The sequence below is a fragment of the Desulfuromusa ferrireducens genome, assembly GCF_055389805.1.
Genome location: NZ_AP042415.1, coordinates 3781909 through 3801118, shown reverse-complemented (window position 1 = coordinate 3801118; position 19210 = coordinate 3781909). Strand labels below are relative to the sequence as shown.

Here is a 19210-nt window from a genome sequence, read left to right as displayed (position 1 = left end):
TGATCAATATTGGAAACCTTTTGTCTTGGTTTCTGTCTTCTCGAAATTAGCTCTAAAAATAAATGGTGGGGACCTATGCAACGTTTTCTGATTCTATTCATCTGTCTGTTTTTGTTCGCTTGTAGTGGTCAGTCGAAAGAAGAAATGCTGCAGGAGGGGAACACCCTTCGAGATCAGGGAAACTTTCGGGGGGCGATCGTCCTCTATAGAAGTGCCTTGGAAAAGGATGCGAACTTTCTTGAGGTCCGGACTGCGCTGGCAGAGGCTTACTTATCTACCGGGAGTTTTGCTAAGGCCGAAAATGAATTTCGAAAAGTCCTGCATCAGAATCCTTCAGACAGCAATATTCTGCTGAAACTGGCCACCGTTTATCTCCAGCAGAATAAACCGGAAGCGGCGCTGCTCGAGCTCGATAATTTCCATTCATCCAACGCCGAAACCTCTGAGTCTTTGACCCTCTATGGTAAAGCACACGGTGCTTCTGGTGATCTTGGGTCTGCGGAAAATCTATTCAAAAAAGCCCTGCAGCTGGAGCCGACTGCAACGCAGCCGCGTTTCAATCTGGCCAAGGTTTATCTGCAGCGCAAGAATATTGAACGGGCCAGGGAGCTGCTCAAAGAAACCATCGAACTGGACAAGAAATTCACCCAGGCTTATTACCTGTTGGCGAACCTTGAAACCCGCTCCGGGGATCAGGAAGCGGCGCTTAAGGTTTATCAGTCTTTGATTGACGTTGAGCCAAAGGCACTGCAGGCGCTGTATATGATCGGCCTGCTGCAGATGGAAAAGGGGCAGCTGGACGAGTCGAAAAAAACCATCGATAAAATTCTGTCGACATTTAAGGACCGTCCTGAAGGGACACGCTTGAATGGTTTGCTGCTTTATCGCCAGGGTAAATATGAAGAAGCAATTGTCGCCTTCGACATCTCACTGAAAGCTCAACAACATCCGTTGGCTTATCTGTTTCTTGGCTTGAGCTATTACAGCCTGGATAAGTTGGAACTTGCGCTTAATCAATTCCAAAAGACCCTCGATATCAATCCAAACTTCGAGCGCGCCCGGATTCTGGTGTCGATGACACTTTTGAAGCAGAAGCGGATCGATGATGCGATCATCGAAATTCAAAAGGTTTTGCGCGCCAACCCGGAAAACGCCTATGCCAGAAACATCCTTGGTAGCGCCTACCTGGCTCAAGGTGATTATGATAAAGGGATGGCAGAACTTGAAAGGGCGACCGAACTTGATCCGACCTTGGCCGACGCCCACCTGAAGCGGGGCATATTCCATCTGGCCAAAGGTGATGGCGCGCAAGGCGAGGCCGATCTTGTCAAGGCTGTAGATGCCGCTCCTGAGGTTTTAAACAGTCGTTTGATGCTGGTGACCCATTACCTGCGACAGAAAAATTATTCTGCGGCGATTGATAAACTCAAAGAAGGTATGGACGGTTCTGCGACGGATGCCTTGTTGAATAACTATTTAGCTGCGGCTTATTTCTCGCAGAAAGATACAGTGCAGGCGGTTGCTGCCCTTAATCAGGCGAAAGAGGCTGATCCAGGCTATTTGACACCTTACTTCAATCTCGCCTCCTATTTTGCCTCGGAATCAGAGTACGAAAAGGCGATTGCCGAATATCAAGCGGTCATTGCTCGGGATGGTAAGAATATCAAGGCACTTTTGGGTATGGCCGCCGTCTATGGTGTGCAGGGCCAAGATGCCAAGGTCGCCGAGACCTATAAGCAACTGGAAGCAATTGGGACTGAGGATGGCTTTACCGCCTCGGCCGTTTATCGGCTTAAGCTCAAGCAACCTAAAGAGGCTCTAGCCATTGTCGAACGTGGCCTGGTGAACTTTCCCGTATCTGTTGGTTTGCTGGAAATTAAAGGCGGCTTGCAGCGCCAGGCAGGGCAGGTTGCCGAGGCCGAAACGACCTATATCCAGCTCTCCGGGATCGACGCCGAACGTGCCAGCCGTTTGCTGGTTCCGTTGTATCTGCAGACAAAACAAGTAGAAAAGGCCGAAAAGTTGATTGCCGAGGCACTAAAAGCTGAACCGCAGAAGGAATATCCCTATCTTCTTTCGGCCGGGTTGCTGATGGTCCAAAAACAAGGCGACGCTGCTTTACAGGTTTTACAAAAGGGGATCACAGCGGTTAAAAATCCTCTACGATTACAAATGCAGTTAGCAGCAGCCTATGAGGCATCAGGTAGCTCAATTCAGGCCGAGAGTCTCTACCAGCGGATTCTTGGAAAGGCGCCGCGCTTTGCACCGGCGTCGACCGCTTTGGGCTTTCTCAAAGAACGCGCCGGCGATAAAGGGCAGGCTCTTGATCTCTATCGCAATGCCATCAAGTATGATCCGAAAAATGTTGCCGCGCTCAATAATGCCGCCTACTTACTGGTCGATAACTTTGGTCAGGCCAAAGAAGCCCTCGAACATGCGATGGCTGCCTACCGTTTGAAGCCCGCAGACCCGCGCATCATGGATACCCTTGGTTACGTTCTGCTGAACAATAACCGCCCTGCAGATGCCGTTAATCTGCTCGCAAAGGCTGCAGAGCTGCTTCCGGAAACCGCAGCAATCAAGCTTCATCTGGCGATGGCCCAAAAAGAGCTCGGCAAAAAGAACGAAGCCAGGGAGCTGTTAAAGCAGGTGGTTGCTTCCGGGGACCAACAGGAAGTGGCACAGGCTGAAAAAATATTGAAGACGTTGTAGGTAGCTCAGTCGATGATTAGACCAAAATTTTATCTTATTCTTGCCGACCTGCTGTTTGCTTACAGCAGCTTGCTGCTGGCGTGTGTCATCCGTTTTCCGCAGTTTGATGTCACACAAATGCTGACCTCGGTTGGCCTTGCGCGCGCGTCCTGCTATTTACTGGTAACGATATTTTCATCCTACCTGTTAGAACTTTATGAATTCAGGAAATTCGTCAGCCGTAAATTCATTTTCCAAACGACGTTTTTTTCTGTCCATCTGTCCTTTTTTGTTTTATCGGCGCTCTTTTACCTGTTGCCGGTCACCCAATCCGGACGTGGGATATTACTGATTGCCCTGCTCCTCTTCGCTTCAATGCAGATCGGTTTGCGTTTACTGCAACGTAAATTTGCTCGGGCCTCAAGGTTTGCCAACCGGATCTTAATTGTCGGGGTCGGCGAGTTGGCCAACAAAATCAGCCAAATCATCCCCGACGATTTTAACCCGCATAGTTATGTTTGTTTTGTGTCGTGTAACCATGAAACTGTGGCTGTTGAGCCAGGTAGAATCGTCGGTGATATAAAAGATTTAAGAGACCTGCTGTTTGATTACCGCCCGCACAAAATCATTGTTGCCCTCACCGAACGACGCGGTGCACTGCCGCTCAAAGATATTATGCATAGTAAGTTGCGCGGGGTAGAGGTTTTTGACGCACCGACCTTTTACGAGCAACAAACAGGCTGCCTGTTGGTTGAGGATATTCAGCCCAGTGCGTTTATCTATACGCAAGGCTTTCGGATGACCGACTTTATGCGTAGCTACAAGCGCATCTTTGATCTGCTATTTTCCTCCTTTGGATTGTTGCTGGCTGGTCCTTTTTTGCCGATAATTGCTTTGGTAATAAAATTGGATTCGCCTGGGCCGATTATTTACAAACAGCTGCGGGTTGGTGAGCGAGAGATCGAGTATTTTGTCTTTAAGTTTCGCTCCATGCGGCAGGACGCAGAAGGTGCCACCGGGGCCGTGTGGGCGCAGAAGGAAGACCCACGGGTGACTAAGGTGGGACAGTTTTTACGTAAAACGCGGATTGATGAGATCCCGCAACTATTCAATGTGCTGAAAGGGGATATGAGTTTTATCGGTCCACGTCCGGAGCGGTTGGCTTTTGTCGATCGTTTGAAAGAGACCATCCCATATTACTCGACCCGGCATTTCATCAAGCCGGGTGTCACCGGGTGGGCTCAGGTCCGTTATCCTTATGGTGCATCGGATGAAGATGCGCTGGAGAAATTACGTTACGACCTGTTCTATATTAAGAATTACTCAATTTTCCTTGATTTTAAAATTATATTAGATACTGTTAAGGTCGTTACCTCTGGATTTGGTGGGAGATAGAAATGAAGTTTTTGTTGTTCTTCATGCTGTTTAATCTTTTTTTCACCCTCCCTGTCGCTGCTCAGGATTACCTGATCGGCAAGGGGGATGTTCTTGAAGTTGCTGTCTGGGGGGTTCCGGAGATGAGCCGCTCAGTGGTGGTTCGTCCCGATGGCAAGATAACCCTGCCAGCAGTGGGCGATGTCCTGGCTGACCGGGTCACCCCGGTAGACTTGAGTAAGCAGATTTCAGAAGCGATGCTGCTGTATGTAAAACAGCCGATTGTTACTGTCTCGGTGGAGCAGGTAAATAATAACCGGGTCTATATCTCTGGCGGCGGCATTTCGCGCGTCTTTGATATGAGCAAAGAAACCACGTTGCTGAAATTGATGAGTGAGTTGGGCGATCTGTCTGCCGTTGATCTGCGCCAGGCCTATTTGTCCCGCAAAGGAGAAAATCTCTCGACCGATTTTTTCGCTCTGTACTACAAGGGAGATCTTTCGCAGGATATTTTACTTCAGGCCGAAGACATCATTTTTATGCCGAGCAACGTACTTAATCTGGTCTATGTGCTCGGCGCCGTGACCGCCCCGCAGAAATTACAGTATTTCGAGGGGATGAAGGTTCTCGATGCAATCCTTGCGGCGGGAGGTTTTAACGAGTTTGCCAAAGATAGCTCGGTTTATCTTATCAACAAGGATCAACAGAAGAAGCGTCTTAATCTCGAAAAAGTCAGGCGTGGCAAGGACTTGAGCGATAATGTTCTGCTCAGACCTGGTGATTATGTTGTCGTAGAAGAGAGTATCTTTTAAGGATTCAGTAATAATGGCACAGAACTTTACCGAAGTATTTCGCTACCTTCAGGCAGTATATCGTCACAAATACTTGTTTGTAGTTATTTCTCTATTAGTCGCCACGGGTGTGACTGTTTATAGCTTCACCCTGCCCCAAAAATATCAAGTTGATACGACGGTATTCATTGAGAAGAACGTCATTGATAGCTTGGTTAAGGGCATCGCAATATCTCCTGATATTGAAGATCGAGTACGTGTCCTTAAGTATGCCTTACTCAGCCGAGATCTTCTGACGAAAACACTGGAAGAGATAGATTCTGATATTTTTACAAAACCGGAACAAGAGCAGCAGCTTTTTATCGCTGAACTGAAACAGAGAATCAATCTTAGGATCAAGGATAAAGAGGGATTGTTTATTGTGTCCTTGACTGATAGTAGTCCTGTTTTTGCGCAAAAATTCGTTAACACCTTGGTCGGTATTTATGTTGAGGATAATGTCTCTTCGAAACGCGAAGAAACCTACGGTGCAAACCGTTTTTTGCAGGAACAGATCGATATCTTCAAGATTAAACTGGAAGCGGCAGAAGATGGAATTATTGATTTTCGCAAAAAACAAGGCATCTTTTTTTCCGTTGACGAAAAGGAAAACCTGCAGTCCATCAAGGGCTTTTTGACTGAGATTGAAGGCCTCGATTTATCTATCGGCACCCTGCAGGCAAAAAAAGATCGTCTGAAGGAGCAGCTTGGCTCGCTTGATCGGACCGTTGATAGTATTGTCAGCGGTTCTGCAGAAGGGACGCAACTTGCGGCGATGGAGAAGCAGCTGGAGACATTGCGGTTGCGCTATACCGATAACTATCCCGGTATCGTCCGTTTAAAAGCTGAAATTAATGGTTTCCATGAGCGGCTTACTGAGACCAATGAACAGCCAACGGGGACGGAAACAGAAACAACGACCTCGTCCAATCCGCTCTATCAGGATGTGCAGGAGAAGTTATTTGAGGTTGATGCCGAAGTTAGCTCCCTGCAGGCGAAAAAGAACAGTCTGGAAAAACTGGTCGCCAAACGTCAGCAGGAACTGCGCGAAGTGCCGACCAATAAGAAAGAACTGGGAATCCTGATCCAGGAGCGTGATTCCTATCGGAAAATATATCAGGATCTTCTCGCGCGGATGGGGCAATCAGAGGTCTCTAAACAGATGGAGATTAGCGACAAGGCGGCGACCTTTCGTATCGTCGATCCGGCAATCTTGCCTCAAGTCCCGGTTTCTCCAAACATGTTGAAAATGTTGCTGCTGGCGATAGCCGGCGGCTTTGGTTGCGGGTTTGGGATGGTGTTCTTGCTCGAAAATCTGGATGGTCGGGTCCGCGATGCATCCTTTATCAAGGAACTCGGAGTTGACTTGCTGGCTGTTGTGCCGAATATTGCTGATCCCAAGGAAATTAAGCGCAGGCGGCGGCATGATTTTTTGTTGGTCAGTGTTTCCAGCCTCTATACGCTCTGCCTGGTTGGTGTGTTTGCGTATGATTTGCTGCTGAGTCGTTAAGTTGGGACGTTTATATGAGTCGAATTGAAGATGCGCTGAAGAAGATTGCTGCCCAGCGCAGTGAAGAAACAATAACGGCACCGCTTCGCGACGTCGATCGTGAGTTGTCTGCACAACGCGAAGAGTCCGTTTCGGTTAAGAAGAAATTGTCGGCGCTGCTCGATGTTGTGCCGATGAAGATAGACAACTTAATGCTGGCAACGGTCAGGGATGATAAGACCTCCGTTGTTGAGGAATTCAATAAGCTCCGTTCAGCCATTATTGCTTTAACCACAGGGGATACAATGAGGAACACCCTGCTGGTGACCAGCACCGTCAGTGAGGAAGGGAAATCGATGGCGGCCCTGAACCTGGCCATCTCGCTGGCAAAAGAACATGACCATACGGTGTTGCTGGTTGATACCGATTTACGTCGTCCTTCGGTGCATAAATATCTGGGAATTGAGCCGGAGTATGGTTTGGTTCATTGTCTGCGCGACAATCTACCGCTTGAGAAAGCTCTTATAAAAACCGGGCTGGGGAAACTTGTGGTCCTGCCGGCGGGAGAGGCGATTAAGGATCCGGTTGATCTGCTCTCCTCGCGGCGGATGAAAGAGATCATTAGCGAGCTCAAGAACCGTTATCCGGAGCGCTATGTTATTTTTGATACCCCGCCAGCTCTTCCTTTTGCCGATGCCGGAATTCTAGCCGGTGTGGTCGATTCGACCCTTTTTGTCGTCAGGGAAGGTCGGGCCAATCGGGAGGATGTCGAAAAAACACTTGCACAGTTTAAGGCACATCATCTGCTCGGCGTGGTTTACAATGATGCGCGTAGTTTTATGAATAAACAGAATTATTATTATTATTGATTATATGGTTACATCACCTTAGTTCAACGGTTCAGTTTCTCCTTATGCCATGCGGGCGAGGTATACCTCGCCCCTACGAGGAACTTTTTTTGTTTTTGTAGGGGCGACCCATGGGTCGCCCGGCAGCTGTTAGGTTGGAAATGCACTGACTGTTCCGAGAGGAACAGTCAGTGCTTTCAGTGAATAATATTTTTCAACCATGCTTTGACGTTAAATCATTCAAGGTTGAGTCAAGTGGATAACCAGTTTACTGATTTAATATGAATTGAATGCAGGGGAATAAAAAATGAAAAAAAATATCGCTCGTTTAATTCTCGCTTTTGGAGTCTGTTTGCTGTCTGTCAGCTCAGCGATCGCTCAGTTTGAAATACATCCGCGCCTATCCTTGACCGAAGAGTACACGGACAATCTGTTTCTTAACAACAGCAATGAGCAAGAAGATTGGATCACCACTATCGCGCCCGGAATAGCTCTGACCTATTCTGCACGTTCCGTAGAGTTAACAGTCGATTATTCTTTAAGTTATAAAAGCTATCAGGAGAACAGCAGCAGCAATTCGGATGAGTTTGACGATATTCAACGGGCGAATGCGACCGCACTTTTTTTTAATGGTCGTCCCTTTACCCTCTCGTTGAGCGAGACAATCTCTCGTGAAACCCTCGATGAGAGTGACAATAGTGCTGAATATAATGAGCTGGTTAACAAGTCAACGGTTTACAAATTTGTTGCAGCTCCAGAGTATCGATTAGAGCTGACACCTTCTTTTTCGCTGGTCTTCGGATATACCTATGGTCGTACCGACTATGTTGAAGCTGCCGGAAACGATTCAGAAGAGCATGGCGGAACCTTTTCGCTGGTTAAAGAACTGTCATCCAACACAACTGTTTCTATTGACTACTCCTACAAGGCTCATCAGTCTGATACCGATGCTGATTTTGATCAGCAGGATTATACCCTTAATCTTAAGCATCAGGTTGGTCCACGTTTGAACGTTACTGCAGGGGCAGGTTTTTCTACAGTTGAGTACGATGATGGTGGTGATTCTGAGGATACCAATTGGTTGCTGGGTGTTGATTATAAGCTCTCCGAGGCTTTGGCGCTGAATGCCAATATTAATCAGAGTTTTTCAACTTCGGCGACAGATGGTTTAACAAAATCTCGTTCAGCAGTTTTAGGCATAGCTTATGCGAAAAGTCAGCTGATGGCATCTGCTGAGCTTTATTACGACCAGTCCGATTATGTTTTGACCTCGCGTGAGGATCAATCGTTCGGTTCACGCTTTGATATCACTATCCCTTTGACCAAGGCGTTCAGTACCTCCTTTGATGCAGAATACGAGAAAGTTAGCTTTGATTCCGTTTCGGCGCCAGATGAAGATGCTGATCGCTACTCTTTAGGGTGTTCCCTCGGTTACAATTATCGTCGTTTTGATGCTTCGCTCGGCTATAAATATCGTCTCAATGAATCTGATATCTCTGACAATGACTATACGAACAATGTTGTTACTCTTAGCGCAGCGGTTCGGTTTTAATCTATGTATACAGAATTTTTCGGTTTAAGTGCCAAACCTTTTGAGTTGTTACCAAACCCCAAATTTCTCTATTTGAGTAAAGGGCATCGTAAAGCCCTTAGCTATCTTCAGTATGGGGTGCAAGAACACGCTGGTTTTACCCTGCTGACCGGTGAGGTTGGTTCCGGCAAGACGACCCTTGTCCGCGATATTATCAATAAAATAAGTTCTGACACTACGCTGTCCATGATCTTCAATACCCGCGTTGATGCCCATCAGTTGATCGGCATGATTAACGATGATTTCGGCCTGGACGTCGCAGGCAAAGAAAAAGTTATTCTGCTGCGCGAACTGAACGATTTCCTGCTTGAAGAGTGCAGCTGCGGTCGTCAGCCGATTATCATCATCGACGAAGCACAGAATCTTTCCGCCGATGCCCTTGAAGAAATCCGTATGCTTTCCAACCTTGAGTCCGATAGCTTTAAGCTGGTGCAGATCATTTTGGTCGGCCAACCGGAATTGAAACAGATTATCGCCAAGCCTTCCTTGCGCCAGTTGCGCCAGCGGATCAGCATCAGTTGCCACCTCAACCCTCTCAATCGTGAAGAAACCGAGGAGTACATCTTCCACCGATTGGCGACGGTCGGCAGTCGTGACTGTGTCTCTTTTAAAGAGGGTGTTTTCGACATGATATTCCGCTTCAGCGGCGGAATCCCACGTCTGATTAATCTCATTTGCGATTTCCTACTGCTTTCCGCATTTGTCGAAGAAACCCGTGATATTGATATCGAACTGGTCAAAGACGCGGTCAACGAACTGTCTTTTGAAGAGGTGCAGGTTCCGGTCAATACCGCTGACTCTGATCGTGTGTCTTCGCCCAGCGGGATGGTCTCCGCGTCCCTGGATGATCGTCTGGCGCTGATCGAAGAGAATTACGCCAAGCTAAATGCAAGTCGTTCCGAAAAAGAAGCGATTCTCGAACGGCTCTCCAGCCAGGGAAGTATTCTCGAGTATTTGATCAATCAACAGCAGGGCCAATTCAATCAATTTGAAGAGCAGCTGAAAAAAATCTCTTCGCAAATTGATCGCTTACGGCAGATGATTCTGGTTGATGGGAAACGATCGGAACATCAGGAAACCCTGCTGCTTGATTCTCCATCTAAAGATGGTCGCTTTTAGGTTTATATTTGCAAAAGCATAATTCTTAGCCGCAGATGAACGCAGATTGACGCTGATAAGGACTTAAGACCTACAATCTTTGACAGGATTAACAGGATAGAATCGGATTTAAAACATTAAGACAGGATCTTTGTTTTTGGGGTTAAACATCAGACCTTATTTACTTTTATTACGTTAGAAGGATAGGCTTTGACAGGATTTACAGGATTAAATTCGGATTAAAACAAAAAGCTAGGTTCTTTGTTTTGGGTTAAACATCAGATTTTATCCGCGTTGATCCTGTCAGAAGAATAGGCATTGACAGGATTTACAGGATTGACAGGATTTACAGGATTTACAGGATTTACAGGATTTACAGGATTTACAGGATTAAAACAAAAAGCTAGGTTCTTTGCTTTGGGTTAAACATCAGATCTTTATCCGTGTTGATCCTGTCAAAAGAAGAAGATTTTGACTGGAACTTGAATTGTCAGCGATTATCCGCGTAAATCTGCGGCAAAAAGACTATACGTATTTAGTATTTAAATTACACAACAGGAGATTAAATCTTGGTTACGATAGAACAAATCATCAATAAACAAGCACGCATCGCCGTTGTTGGCTTGGGTTACGTTGGACTACCTCTGGCCGCGGCCTTCGGCCGAAAGGTTGATGTTATCGGTTTTGAAATCCATGCCGAAAAGGTTAAGCAACTCAAAGCAGGCTACGATGCCACCGGCGAGCTGACCGCCGAAGATCTTGCCAACACCAATATAGCCTACACCACAGATCCTGCTGAGCTCAAATCAGCGGACTTTATCATCGTTACCGTGCCGACGCCGATTGACGAAAATAATAACCCCGATCTGACGCCAATGGAGAAAGCTTCACAAACCATCGGTCAGAACCTGAAAAAGGGTGCCATCGTCGTTTATGAATCGACCGTCTATCCCGGTGTTACCGAAGATATCTGCGTACCGATTTTGGAGCGGGAGTCCGGTCTGCAGTGCGGCCGTGATTTCAAGGTTGGTTATTCGCCGGAGCGGATCAACCCGGGTGATAAGGTGCATACCGTCGATAAGATCATCAAGGTGGTCTCCGGTCAGGATGATGAAACCCTGGAAACGGTGGCCAAGGTCTACGAGCTGGTGGTGACCGCCGGGGTGCACCGTGCTTCGAGCATCAAGGTTGCCGAAGCGGCCAAGGTTATCGAGAACACCCAGCGCGACCTGAATATTGCCCTGATCAACGAATTGGCGCTTATCTTCAATAAGCTGGATATTCCGACCATGGATGTCCTCGCTGCCGCCGGCACCAAGTGGAATTTCCTCAAGTTTACCCCTGGTTTGGTCGGTGGGCACTGCATCGGTGTCGATCCCTACTACCTGACCCACAAGGCCGAGCAGATCGGCTACCTGCCGCAGGTGATCCTCGCTGGACGACGCATCAACGACGGTATGGGTAAGTATGTTGCCGAAAATACCGTCAAGCAGATGATACGCGCCGGTAAGGTGGTCAAGGATTCCAGGGTATTGATTCTGGGTCTGACCTTTAAAGAGGACGTCCCCGATATTCGTAACACCAAGGTGGTCGATATCGTTTCGGAACTGAAAGATTACGGCATTGAGGTGCTGATTCACGACCCACTCGCCAACCCGGAAGAAACCGCCCACGAATATGGTTTGCAGCTCACCGATCTGGATGCTGTCGGCAAGGTGGATGCGGTTATCTATGCCGTTAGTCATGCTGCCTTTAAGGAGATCAATCCCGCACGCTTGGTCGAATTCTGTTCCAATGGTAACGGCAATGGGGTGGTGGTGGATGTTAAATGTCTGCTGAAACGTGTTGAGGTCGAAGAGGTTGGGTTGGCTTATTGGTCTTTGTAATAGTTGAACGCTGATTAGAGAGAAACAAAAAGCATCATCGCACAGAGTCACGAAGACACAGAGAAATACTTAAAAACAGATTATAGGTTTTCTCCGTGACTTTGTGGCTTGAGTGAGCGCAGCGAACGGGTGCGAGGCCGATTTTAAGTCATAGACAGTCTCGCACAGAGGCACGGAGGCACAGAGAAAGACTTAAAAACGGATTATTGGTTTTCTCCGTGACTTTGTGGCTTGAGTGAGCGCAGCGAACGGGTGCGAAGACGGTTTTAAGTCATAGACAGTCTCGCACAGAGGCACGAAGACACAGTGGGAAGGCTAAAAACAAAAGAACAGAGGTTAGACTCTGTGACTCTGTGGCTTGAGCGAGTGTAACGAACGAGTGCGAGGCTGGTTTTATGACTTGAGCATCTTCATAGTGATGTACGGAGAAAGACTAGAAACAGAATAAAAGTTATCGAGTAGGGGGGGGCGATGACGGAAAATGAAATCGGCACTGCTGTCGTCGACAGTGCAATTCAGCTGCATAAAGAGACTGGTCCAGGCCTTTTGGAAAGCGTATATGAAGTTCTACTTGCTTATGAACTAGAATCGAGAGGACTTAAGGTACGTCGACAGGTGCCGATTCCGTTAAACTACAAAGGTATCCGTTTTGATGAAGGGTTTCGAGCAGATATTGTCATAGAGGATAAGGTTGTTCTGGAGCTTAAATCTGTTGATTCACTTTCAAGAGCACACAAAAAACAGGTTTTGACATATTTGAAGCTGACGGGGTTGAAGCTTGGTTATCTATTGAATTTCGGTGAAGAAAGAATGGTTGATGGCATTTCTCGATTGTTGAATGGGTATATCGATTGAGTTCTGATTTGTGAGAGAACTGAATGGGGGCGAGACCGGTTATAAATCATAGACAGTCTCGCACAGAGGCACGAAGACACAGTGAGAAGGATAAAAGCAAAAGAATAGATTTTTTACTCTGTGACTCCGTGGCTTGAGTGAGCGCAGCGAACGTGTGCAAGACCGATTTTAAGTCATAGGCAGTCTCGCATAGAGGCACGAAGACACAGTGAGAAGGTTAAAGAGCAAAAGAATAGAGGTTTTACTCTGTGACTCCGTGGCTTGAGTGAGCGCAGCGAACGGGTGCGAGGCCGATTTTAAGTCATAGACAGTCGTTTGATTGTTAGGCAGTTTGGAGATTTGTTTTATCTGCGGTCATCAGCGTCTATCTGCGGCAAAAAGGTTTATATGACCATCTCTCTCCCCTAACAGCGGGAAGGAAGTAATACGACGTGCCCATCACCAATTACCTCACAATTGACGTAGAAGATTATTACCACGTCTCTGCGTTCGAGAAGCTCTCCCCGCCATCGACTTGGGCGGGTCGGGAAAGCCGGGTGGAACGTAATACCGATAAGGTGTTGTCGATTCTCGCTGAGCACGATGTCAAGGCGACCTTTTTCGTGCTCGGTTGGGTTGCGGAGCGCTTTCCACAACTGACCAGACGGATCGCCGCACAGGGGCACGAGGTTGCCAGTCATGGTTATCTGCATCAGCGGGTGGCGCTGCAGGATAGAGAAACGTACCGCGACGATATTCGTCGCAGTAAGGCGATCCTTGAGGAGCAAACTGGGGTCGAAGTCAAAGGTTACCGGGCACCGAGTTATTCCATCACCCGCCAGACCGACTGGGCGTTTGATGAACTGGTTGACGCGGGCTATCAATACGATTCCAGTATTTTCCCGATGCAGCATGATTTTTACGGGATTCCCGATTGGCCAAGGTTCAGCGGTTATGCCGTGAAACAGGGCGAGTGTTGGGTTGCTCAGCAGTCCCACAACTCGACTGAGAAGGCCATCCGGGAATTTCCGATTACCACCCTGCGATTGGTGCAAAAAAACCTGCCGATCGCGGGTGGCGGCTATTTTCGTCTTTTGCCCTATGCTTTAACCCGTTGGGGGTTAACCCGCATCAACCAGAACGAGCAGCAGCCCTTTGTGTTTTATCTGCATCCCTGGGAGTTTGATCCTGAGCAGCCCCGGATGGCGGGTGCTTGTGCAAAAAGCAAGTTTCGACATTATCTGAATCTGCGTAAAACGGAAAAGCGGTTTCGGCGATTATTGGATGATTTTTATTTTAAGCCGATTTCGCCGTCAGTTGATGTTAAATCCAACGCTCTTCTAGGGGCTGATTCAATTAGTCACGGAACTTTTCAGAAAGACACCGGCTATTGAAAATATATGGTTTTACAAAAAGTAAAACTGAGAGTTTAGGTTCTGGTAAAAAGGAAAAGCTGATTATATTATTTCTTCGCGTTCTTGGCTTCTTAATTGAGTGTAGCGTATGGAGGAAGTTGAAGATGTTTCCTGGTAACAGGATTGGTGGTAGGGGATGCCGTTGTCAGTATTCCTGATTCATTGTTGGGCAATATGCTTGCTGCCGCACTGGTTCCGATTGAGCTGAATCTGAAAAGGAGGATGTACTTGTCATATGTCGGCAGAAACAGCAGAATAAAAAAGGTTCCACAGGTTATTCGGCAGGTCAGTGTTCTGACCAAGAATTCCAGTAGTAAGGTGGATCGGAAACAGTGTGAAGAAAACTTTCAAGAGTCCAGCCAGCCTACTTAGGTCAAAGTCAGTTGATGCGTAAAGTATAAGTCTACTTTATTTTTTTTGTGAGGTTAGCATTGTGATTGAAGTCATGCAGACTATAGCTTCTTTTTTCGTTTTAGGTGGAGTTGCCGCCCTTACGCCTTTGATTCTGTATCTCTGGTTTTTTGCAGTTGCCTATTTTGTTAATAGCAACCGTTCAAACCAAGAAACAGCCCAACCACTGACTCGCTTCGCTTTCATTGTTCCAGCTCATAACGAAGAAGCTGGCATTACCACAACCGTTAATAATCTGCTGGCGGTCAATTACCCAAAAGAGCTGCTTGATGTAGTCGTTATTGCTGATAATTGCAGCGATAGCACCGCAGCTAAAGCTCTTTCTGCAGGGGCCAAGTGCCTGGAGCGGACAGATCCGGATCTGCGTGGTAAGGGGTACGCCCTTCGCCTGGCGTTTACAAAACTGTTGTCGGATAATTACGACGCATTTATTGTCATTGATGCTGATAGCGTTGTGTCCAATGATTTTCTTTCCCGCATGGATACCCGTCTGCAACGGGGGGAACAGGTGGTTCAGGCTTACTATGGACTTTCCAATCCCGATGCAAGTATTTTGACCTATCTGTTTCAGGTTGGCAGCCTCATCGAAAACAAGCTGTTCTGGGAGAGCAAGCAGATCTTCGGATTGCCCATCATGCTGCGGGGTAACGGCATGTGTTTCACCAGGCAGATTGTTGAACAATACCCCTGGGATGCTTTTTCTATTGTTGAGGATACAGAGTACGGCATAAAACTAGTGGATCAAGGTGTTCACATTTGTTTTGCCACGGAAACAGGTGTTTATGCTCGGCAGCCCGAAACGCTGGATCAGGCTTTTGCTCAGCGGGTGCGCTGGGCATCGGGTAATTCCAGTCTAACGAAAGGGCGTGCCATTGACCTTATTGCTAAGGGTGTCAGCGGGAAAAAAGCAAACCAGGCAGATCTGGGTATAAGTTTGCTGGTTGGTAGCAAGCCGCTACTTCTGGTAGTCACTTTAGTTTTACTTCTGTTGGCATGGTTTGCTCACATGCCGGTGTTGGCTTGGTGGGCCTCTCTTCTGATGCTGGCGCAGTTGCTCTATATCGGTATCGGGATTGTGCTGCAGGGGATCACCCTACAGAATATGTACCGATTACTCGTTTCTCCCTTTTATATGGCCTGGCTCTGTATGGTATCGATTTTGGGTCTGATGGGTTTCCGAAAAAATCAGTGGGTCAGGACAAGCCGTCAATGAAGTCACCAATCGTCGTTGCCCATTTGATTGCTACCAATTTCTATGGGGGTCCGGAAAGGCAGATTTTATCGCATGCGCTGCAGTTAGACGCAGAGCACTTCCGTTTTATTTTGATCTCATTTGTAGAACGAGGTGTCCGCAACGAACTGGTGGATATGGCCCGTGAGAAAGGCGTGACAGTTGCCGAAATACCAGTTGGCAACCCTTTTGATCCGCGTTTGATAAAAAATTTGTCAGACATTCTGTCCTTACACAAAGTTGAGTTGCTTTGTGCGCATGGCTACAAGGCTAATGTTGTCGGGCGGTTGGCCAGTTGGTTGCGTCTTATACCGCTGGTTGCAGTATCGCGAGGGTGGACAGCCGAAAACCGCAGAATTCGTTTTTACGAAAAGCTTGATCGAGTATTCCTACGGTTCAGTCAACAAATTGTAGCGGTATCAACCGGTCAGGAAAAAAAAATTGTCGCGCATGGTATTTCATCACGCAATCTGTGTGTTATCCGCAATGCTATTAACCTGACGCAAACGCCTTTGGTCAATGCTGTATCACTTCGGAAACAGCTCGGACTCTCTGAACAGAGTATTTTGGTTGCCTCTGCCGGTCGTCTTTCTCCGGAGAAAAACTATGCCACCATGATAACCGTTTCAAAGAAAATTATTCAGGCTAATGACAAGGTGGTTTTTATAATTTTCGGGGAAGGTTTTCTGCGCTCCAAATTGGAGCAGCAGATTGCCACAGAAGGGCTTGGTGGTAAGTTTCTGCTCCCTGGTTTTCGCCGTGATTTGCCAACCCTGATACCTCAGATTGATATCTTTATGCTTCCCTCCTTCACTGAAGGATTGCCCAACGTTGTGCTTGAAGCCTTTGCCAGCAAAAAACCGGTCGTCGCTACTGCCGTCGGCGGGACCCCTGAAGTTGTGCAGGATGGCATCTCTGGATTTCTCACCACCCCTGATAACATCCGCGCCATGGTACAGTCTGTAGAAAAACTTGTGGATAGCCCCGGGCTGCGCCAGCAGATGGGTCATGCCGGGTATTCTTACATTGCAGAGCATTTTGGTTTTGAGGCGCAGACACACAAATATACCGAATTGTATAAGGCAAGCGTCGGTGGAGGCAGGTGACCAGAAACAAGGCTGAGGTTCAATGCCTTAAATATACAGTCTATGGTTGATACCGGGAGGAGGGGATTGTGAGTCGAGACTACAGTGAGATTTATAATCTGAACTCTCTAAAATCAGGTGTGATAAACAACAGCTCTTCTGTAAGGACTGTTCTTGACAGTTAAATAAAAGGCCTAACTTATGGTTACAAATCAACAGGTTCATGACTCTGTGTCTGAGGTTCCATTTCTCACCATAGTTATGCCTGTTCGTAATGAGCAGCGTTTTATTGCGGATACTCTGGAGCAACTGCTCAGGCAGGATTATCCGGGTGACAAATTTGAAATTATTGTGGCTGATGGCATGTCGGACGATGCCACTCGGCAAATTGTCACCAATATACATAAAGATCATCCCCAGGTGCGTATGCACGATAATCCCGTTCGTCGATCCAGCGCCGGTCGTAATATTGGGTTTGAAAAGGGCCGGGGAGATATATTTCTGGTGATTGACGGTCATTGTTATATTCCCGGTGATCAACTGTTCCGCAATACGGCACAATTAATGGTTAGTAATAATGTCGATTGTTTGGGTCGACCTCAACCACTGGATCCGCCCGGGTTAAGTGATTTTCAACGAGCTGTTGCACTGGCCCGTTCTTCAAGGCTCGGGCATGGTGGCGATTCGCTGATTTTTGGTGAATACGAGGGTTATGCTAGTCCTGTCAGCAACGGTGCTGCTTATACTCGTCAGGTTTTTGAAAAAGTCGGTTATTTAGATGAACAATTTGATGCTGCAGAAGATGTTGAATTCAACTACCGGGTAGAACAGGCCGGTCTCAAATGTTACACAAGCCCGAAGCTGACCATCCGCTATTACCCGCGGGAAAATCTAACCGCCTTGTTCCGCCAGATGACCCGCTATGGCATGGGACGCCGCAATTTCACCAAAAAGCACCCCCAAGCACTCAGTTTCAATCAGCTAGTCCCGGCCGGGTTCGTTCTTGGCCTGATATCGTTTATCTTCTTAGGTATTTGGTCTTCGATCTCTGGTCTGGTCTATCCAGACTCTGGATTAGGGTCAAAGGTGCTTGGTTTCTTATCTGCGATCTATGGTCTTTATGTTGTTATTGTCCTGATTGAATCATTGCGAATTGCTGGAAAAAAAGGCTGGCAAGATTTCCGGTATTTGCCTTTGATTTTTTTATCGATACATATAGGTTTGGGATGGGGATTTTTAAAGCAGTCTATTCATCTAAACCCTTTGATAAGTGTCTTAGGGCTTAATACCTCCAATCTTAGGTAACGAAGAAATGATTAAAATAGCTTTTGTTATTGATACGATCGAATCACCCACGGCTGGCACTGAAAAACAGCTGTTAATGTTGATAAAACACCTTGATCGTACTCGCTTTCAACCTTTTCTTTGTGTATTAAGAGGCTCGGATTGGCTTGATCAGCAGTTTGATCTGTGTCCACTTTTTGTTGCAGAACTTTTTTCGTTTAAAGGCGTCAGCGGGATTAGGGGTATAAGAGATCTATCTAACTATTTTATTAAAGAAGCTATCAGTATTGTTCAGGTTCACTTCAGAGATTCTAGTGTTGCCGGGATCTTAGCCGCAAAAATGGCAAAAGTTAAGACTATAGTAGCAACTCGCAGAAATCAGGGGTACTGGTACACTCCACTTGAATTGAAATTACAGAAATTTTTAAACCGTTGGGTAACTATATTTATTGCTAATTCAGAAAGCACCAAGCAATGGACTATACAGACTGAAGGTCTCAATCCTGAAAAAGTCATAGTTATTTATAACGGTTTAGACTTAGATGAATTTTATTGCGGGACAAATGACCAGCGTAGTGCTTTTAGGGATTTGCTTGGTTTCCCGAAGGAGTCTATAATCATAGGCATTATTGCAAATTTGAGACCTGTCAAATCTGTCGATGTTTTTCTTACTGTTGTGCAAATTGTATTGCGAGAGATTTCTACGGCACGTTTTGTAGTTATAGGGGATGGGCCAGAAAGAGACAGTTTAGAAAAACTTGCCGATGATCTTGAGATAAAAGGTTCAGGACTCTTTTTGGGCTCCAGGGTGGATGTTCCTGATATACTTGCTTGTATTGATATCGGTGTTCTTTCTTCGAAATCTGAAAGTTTTTCCAATGCAATTATTGAATATATGGCTTCTGGAGTTCCTGTGTTTTCGATGGATGTCGGCGGCGCAAGGGAGGCTCTTGGTGATCAGGCAGGCGTTATATTTGAACAAGGGGACTTTATCGGAATGGGTAAGAGGATAGTTGAATATGTAAGCAGCGAACCTTTAACAACGTTCGGATGTGTTGGCTTTGATCGAAGTCGTGACCTGTTTTCAAGGGGTATGATGATTTGTAAGTATGAGAAGTTATGCATTGGCTTAAGTGAATAGGG

Annotated in this window: 14 protein-coding genes; all 14 read left to right on the top strand. The window is 46.8% G+C overall.

From position 1 onward, the window contains the following. The first annotated feature begins 75 nt into the window (after positions 1–75). The 14 genes from prsT (at position 76) to ACZ5PT_RS16860 (ending at position 19208) form a co-directional block, all read left to right on the top strand. Positions 76–2712, top strand: a complete 2637-nt coding sequence (gene prsT, locus ACZ5PT_RS16925) for an XrtA/PEP-CTERM system TPR-repeat protein PrsT (protein ID WP_464264199.1) — start codon at positions 76–78, stop codon at positions 2710–2712. Positions 2713–2724: 12 nt separating this feature from the next. Then, complete coding sequence (locus tag ACZ5PT_RS16920; RefSeq protein ID WP_464264198.1) at positions 2725–4086, top strand: TIGR03013 family XrtA/PEP-CTERM system glycosyltransferase; 1362 nt, start codon at positions 2725–2727, stop codon at positions 4084–4086. A 2-nt stretch (positions 4087–4088) separates the two neighbouring features. Beyond that, positions 4089–4877, top strand: a complete 789-nt coding sequence (locus ACZ5PT_RS16915; RefSeq protein WP_464264197.1) for an XrtA/PEP-CTERM system exopolysaccharide export protein — start codon at positions 4089–4091, stop codon at positions 4875–4877. Positions 4878–4890: 13 nt separating this feature from the next. Beyond that, complete coding sequence (locus ACZ5PT_RS16910; protein WP_464264196.1) at positions 4891–6405, top strand: XrtA system polysaccharide chain length determinant; 1515 nt, start codon at positions 4891–4893, stop codon at positions 6403–6405. Between the two features lie 14 nt (positions 6406–6419). After that, complete coding sequence (locus ACZ5PT_RS16905) at positions 6420–7253, top strand: XrtA-associated tyrosine autokinase (RefSeq protein ID WP_464264195.1); 834 nt, start codon at positions 6420–6422, stop codon at positions 7251–7253. Between the two features lie 286 nt (positions 7254–7539). Continuing rightward, entirely contained in the window at positions 7540–8784 is a 1245-nt protein-coding gene (locus ACZ5PT_RS16900) for a TIGR03016 family PEP-CTERM system-associated outer membrane protein (RefSeq protein WP_464264194.1), read from the top strand. Between the two features lie 3 nt (positions 8785–8787). Continuing rightward, on the top strand, positions 8788–9942 hold the full coding sequence (locus ACZ5PT_RS16895; RefSeq protein ID WP_464264193.1) for an XrtA/PEP-CTERM system-associated ATPase: 1155 nt from the start codon (positions 8788–8790) through the stop codon (positions 9940–9942). Positions 9943–10490: 548 nt separating this feature from the next. After that, positions 10491–11807, top strand: a complete 1317-nt coding sequence (locus ACZ5PT_RS16890; RefSeq protein ID WP_464264192.1) for a nucleotide sugar dehydrogenase — start codon at positions 10491–10493, stop codon at positions 11805–11807. 471 nt (positions 11808–12278) lie between these two features. Beyond that, entirely contained in the window at positions 12279–12662 is a 384-nt protein-coding gene (locus tag ACZ5PT_RS16885; RefSeq protein ID WP_464264191.1) for a GxxExxY protein, read from the top strand. Positions 12663–13093: 431 nt separating this feature from the next. Next, the gene (locus ACZ5PT_RS16880; protein ID WP_464264190.1) at positions 13094–14035 is read left to right on the top strand and encodes an XrtA system polysaccharide deacetylase; all 942 of its coding nucleotides are present in this window, start codon (positions 13094–13096) and stop codon (positions 14033–14035) included. A 454-nt stretch (positions 14036–14489) separates the two neighbouring features. Beyond that, a complete protein-coding gene (locus ACZ5PT_RS16875) occupies positions 14490–15680 on the top strand; it encodes a glycosyltransferase family 2 protein (protein ID WP_464264189.1) in 1191 nt (396 codons plus the stop codon). Then, entirely contained in the window at positions 15677–16804 is a 1128-nt protein-coding gene (locus ACZ5PT_RS16870; RefSeq protein ID WP_464264188.1) for a glycosyltransferase, read from the top strand. The genes ACZ5PT_RS16875 and ACZ5PT_RS16870 overlap by 4 nt, the downstream gene beginning before the upstream one ends. 210 nt (positions 16805–17014) lie before the next feature. Further along, the gene (locus ACZ5PT_RS16865) at positions 17015–18088 is read left to right on the top strand and encodes a glycosyltransferase family 2 protein (protein WP_464264187.1); all 1074 of its coding nucleotides are present in this window, start codon (positions 17015–17017) and stop codon (positions 18086–18088) included. Positions 18089–18095: 7 nt separating this feature from the next. Further along, the gene (locus tag ACZ5PT_RS16860; RefSeq protein WP_464264186.1) at positions 18096–19208 is read left to right on the top strand and encodes a glycosyltransferase; all 1113 of its coding nucleotides are present in this window, start codon (positions 18096–18098) and stop codon (positions 19206–19208) included. The last annotated feature ends 2 nt before the right edge of the window (positions 19209–19210 follow it).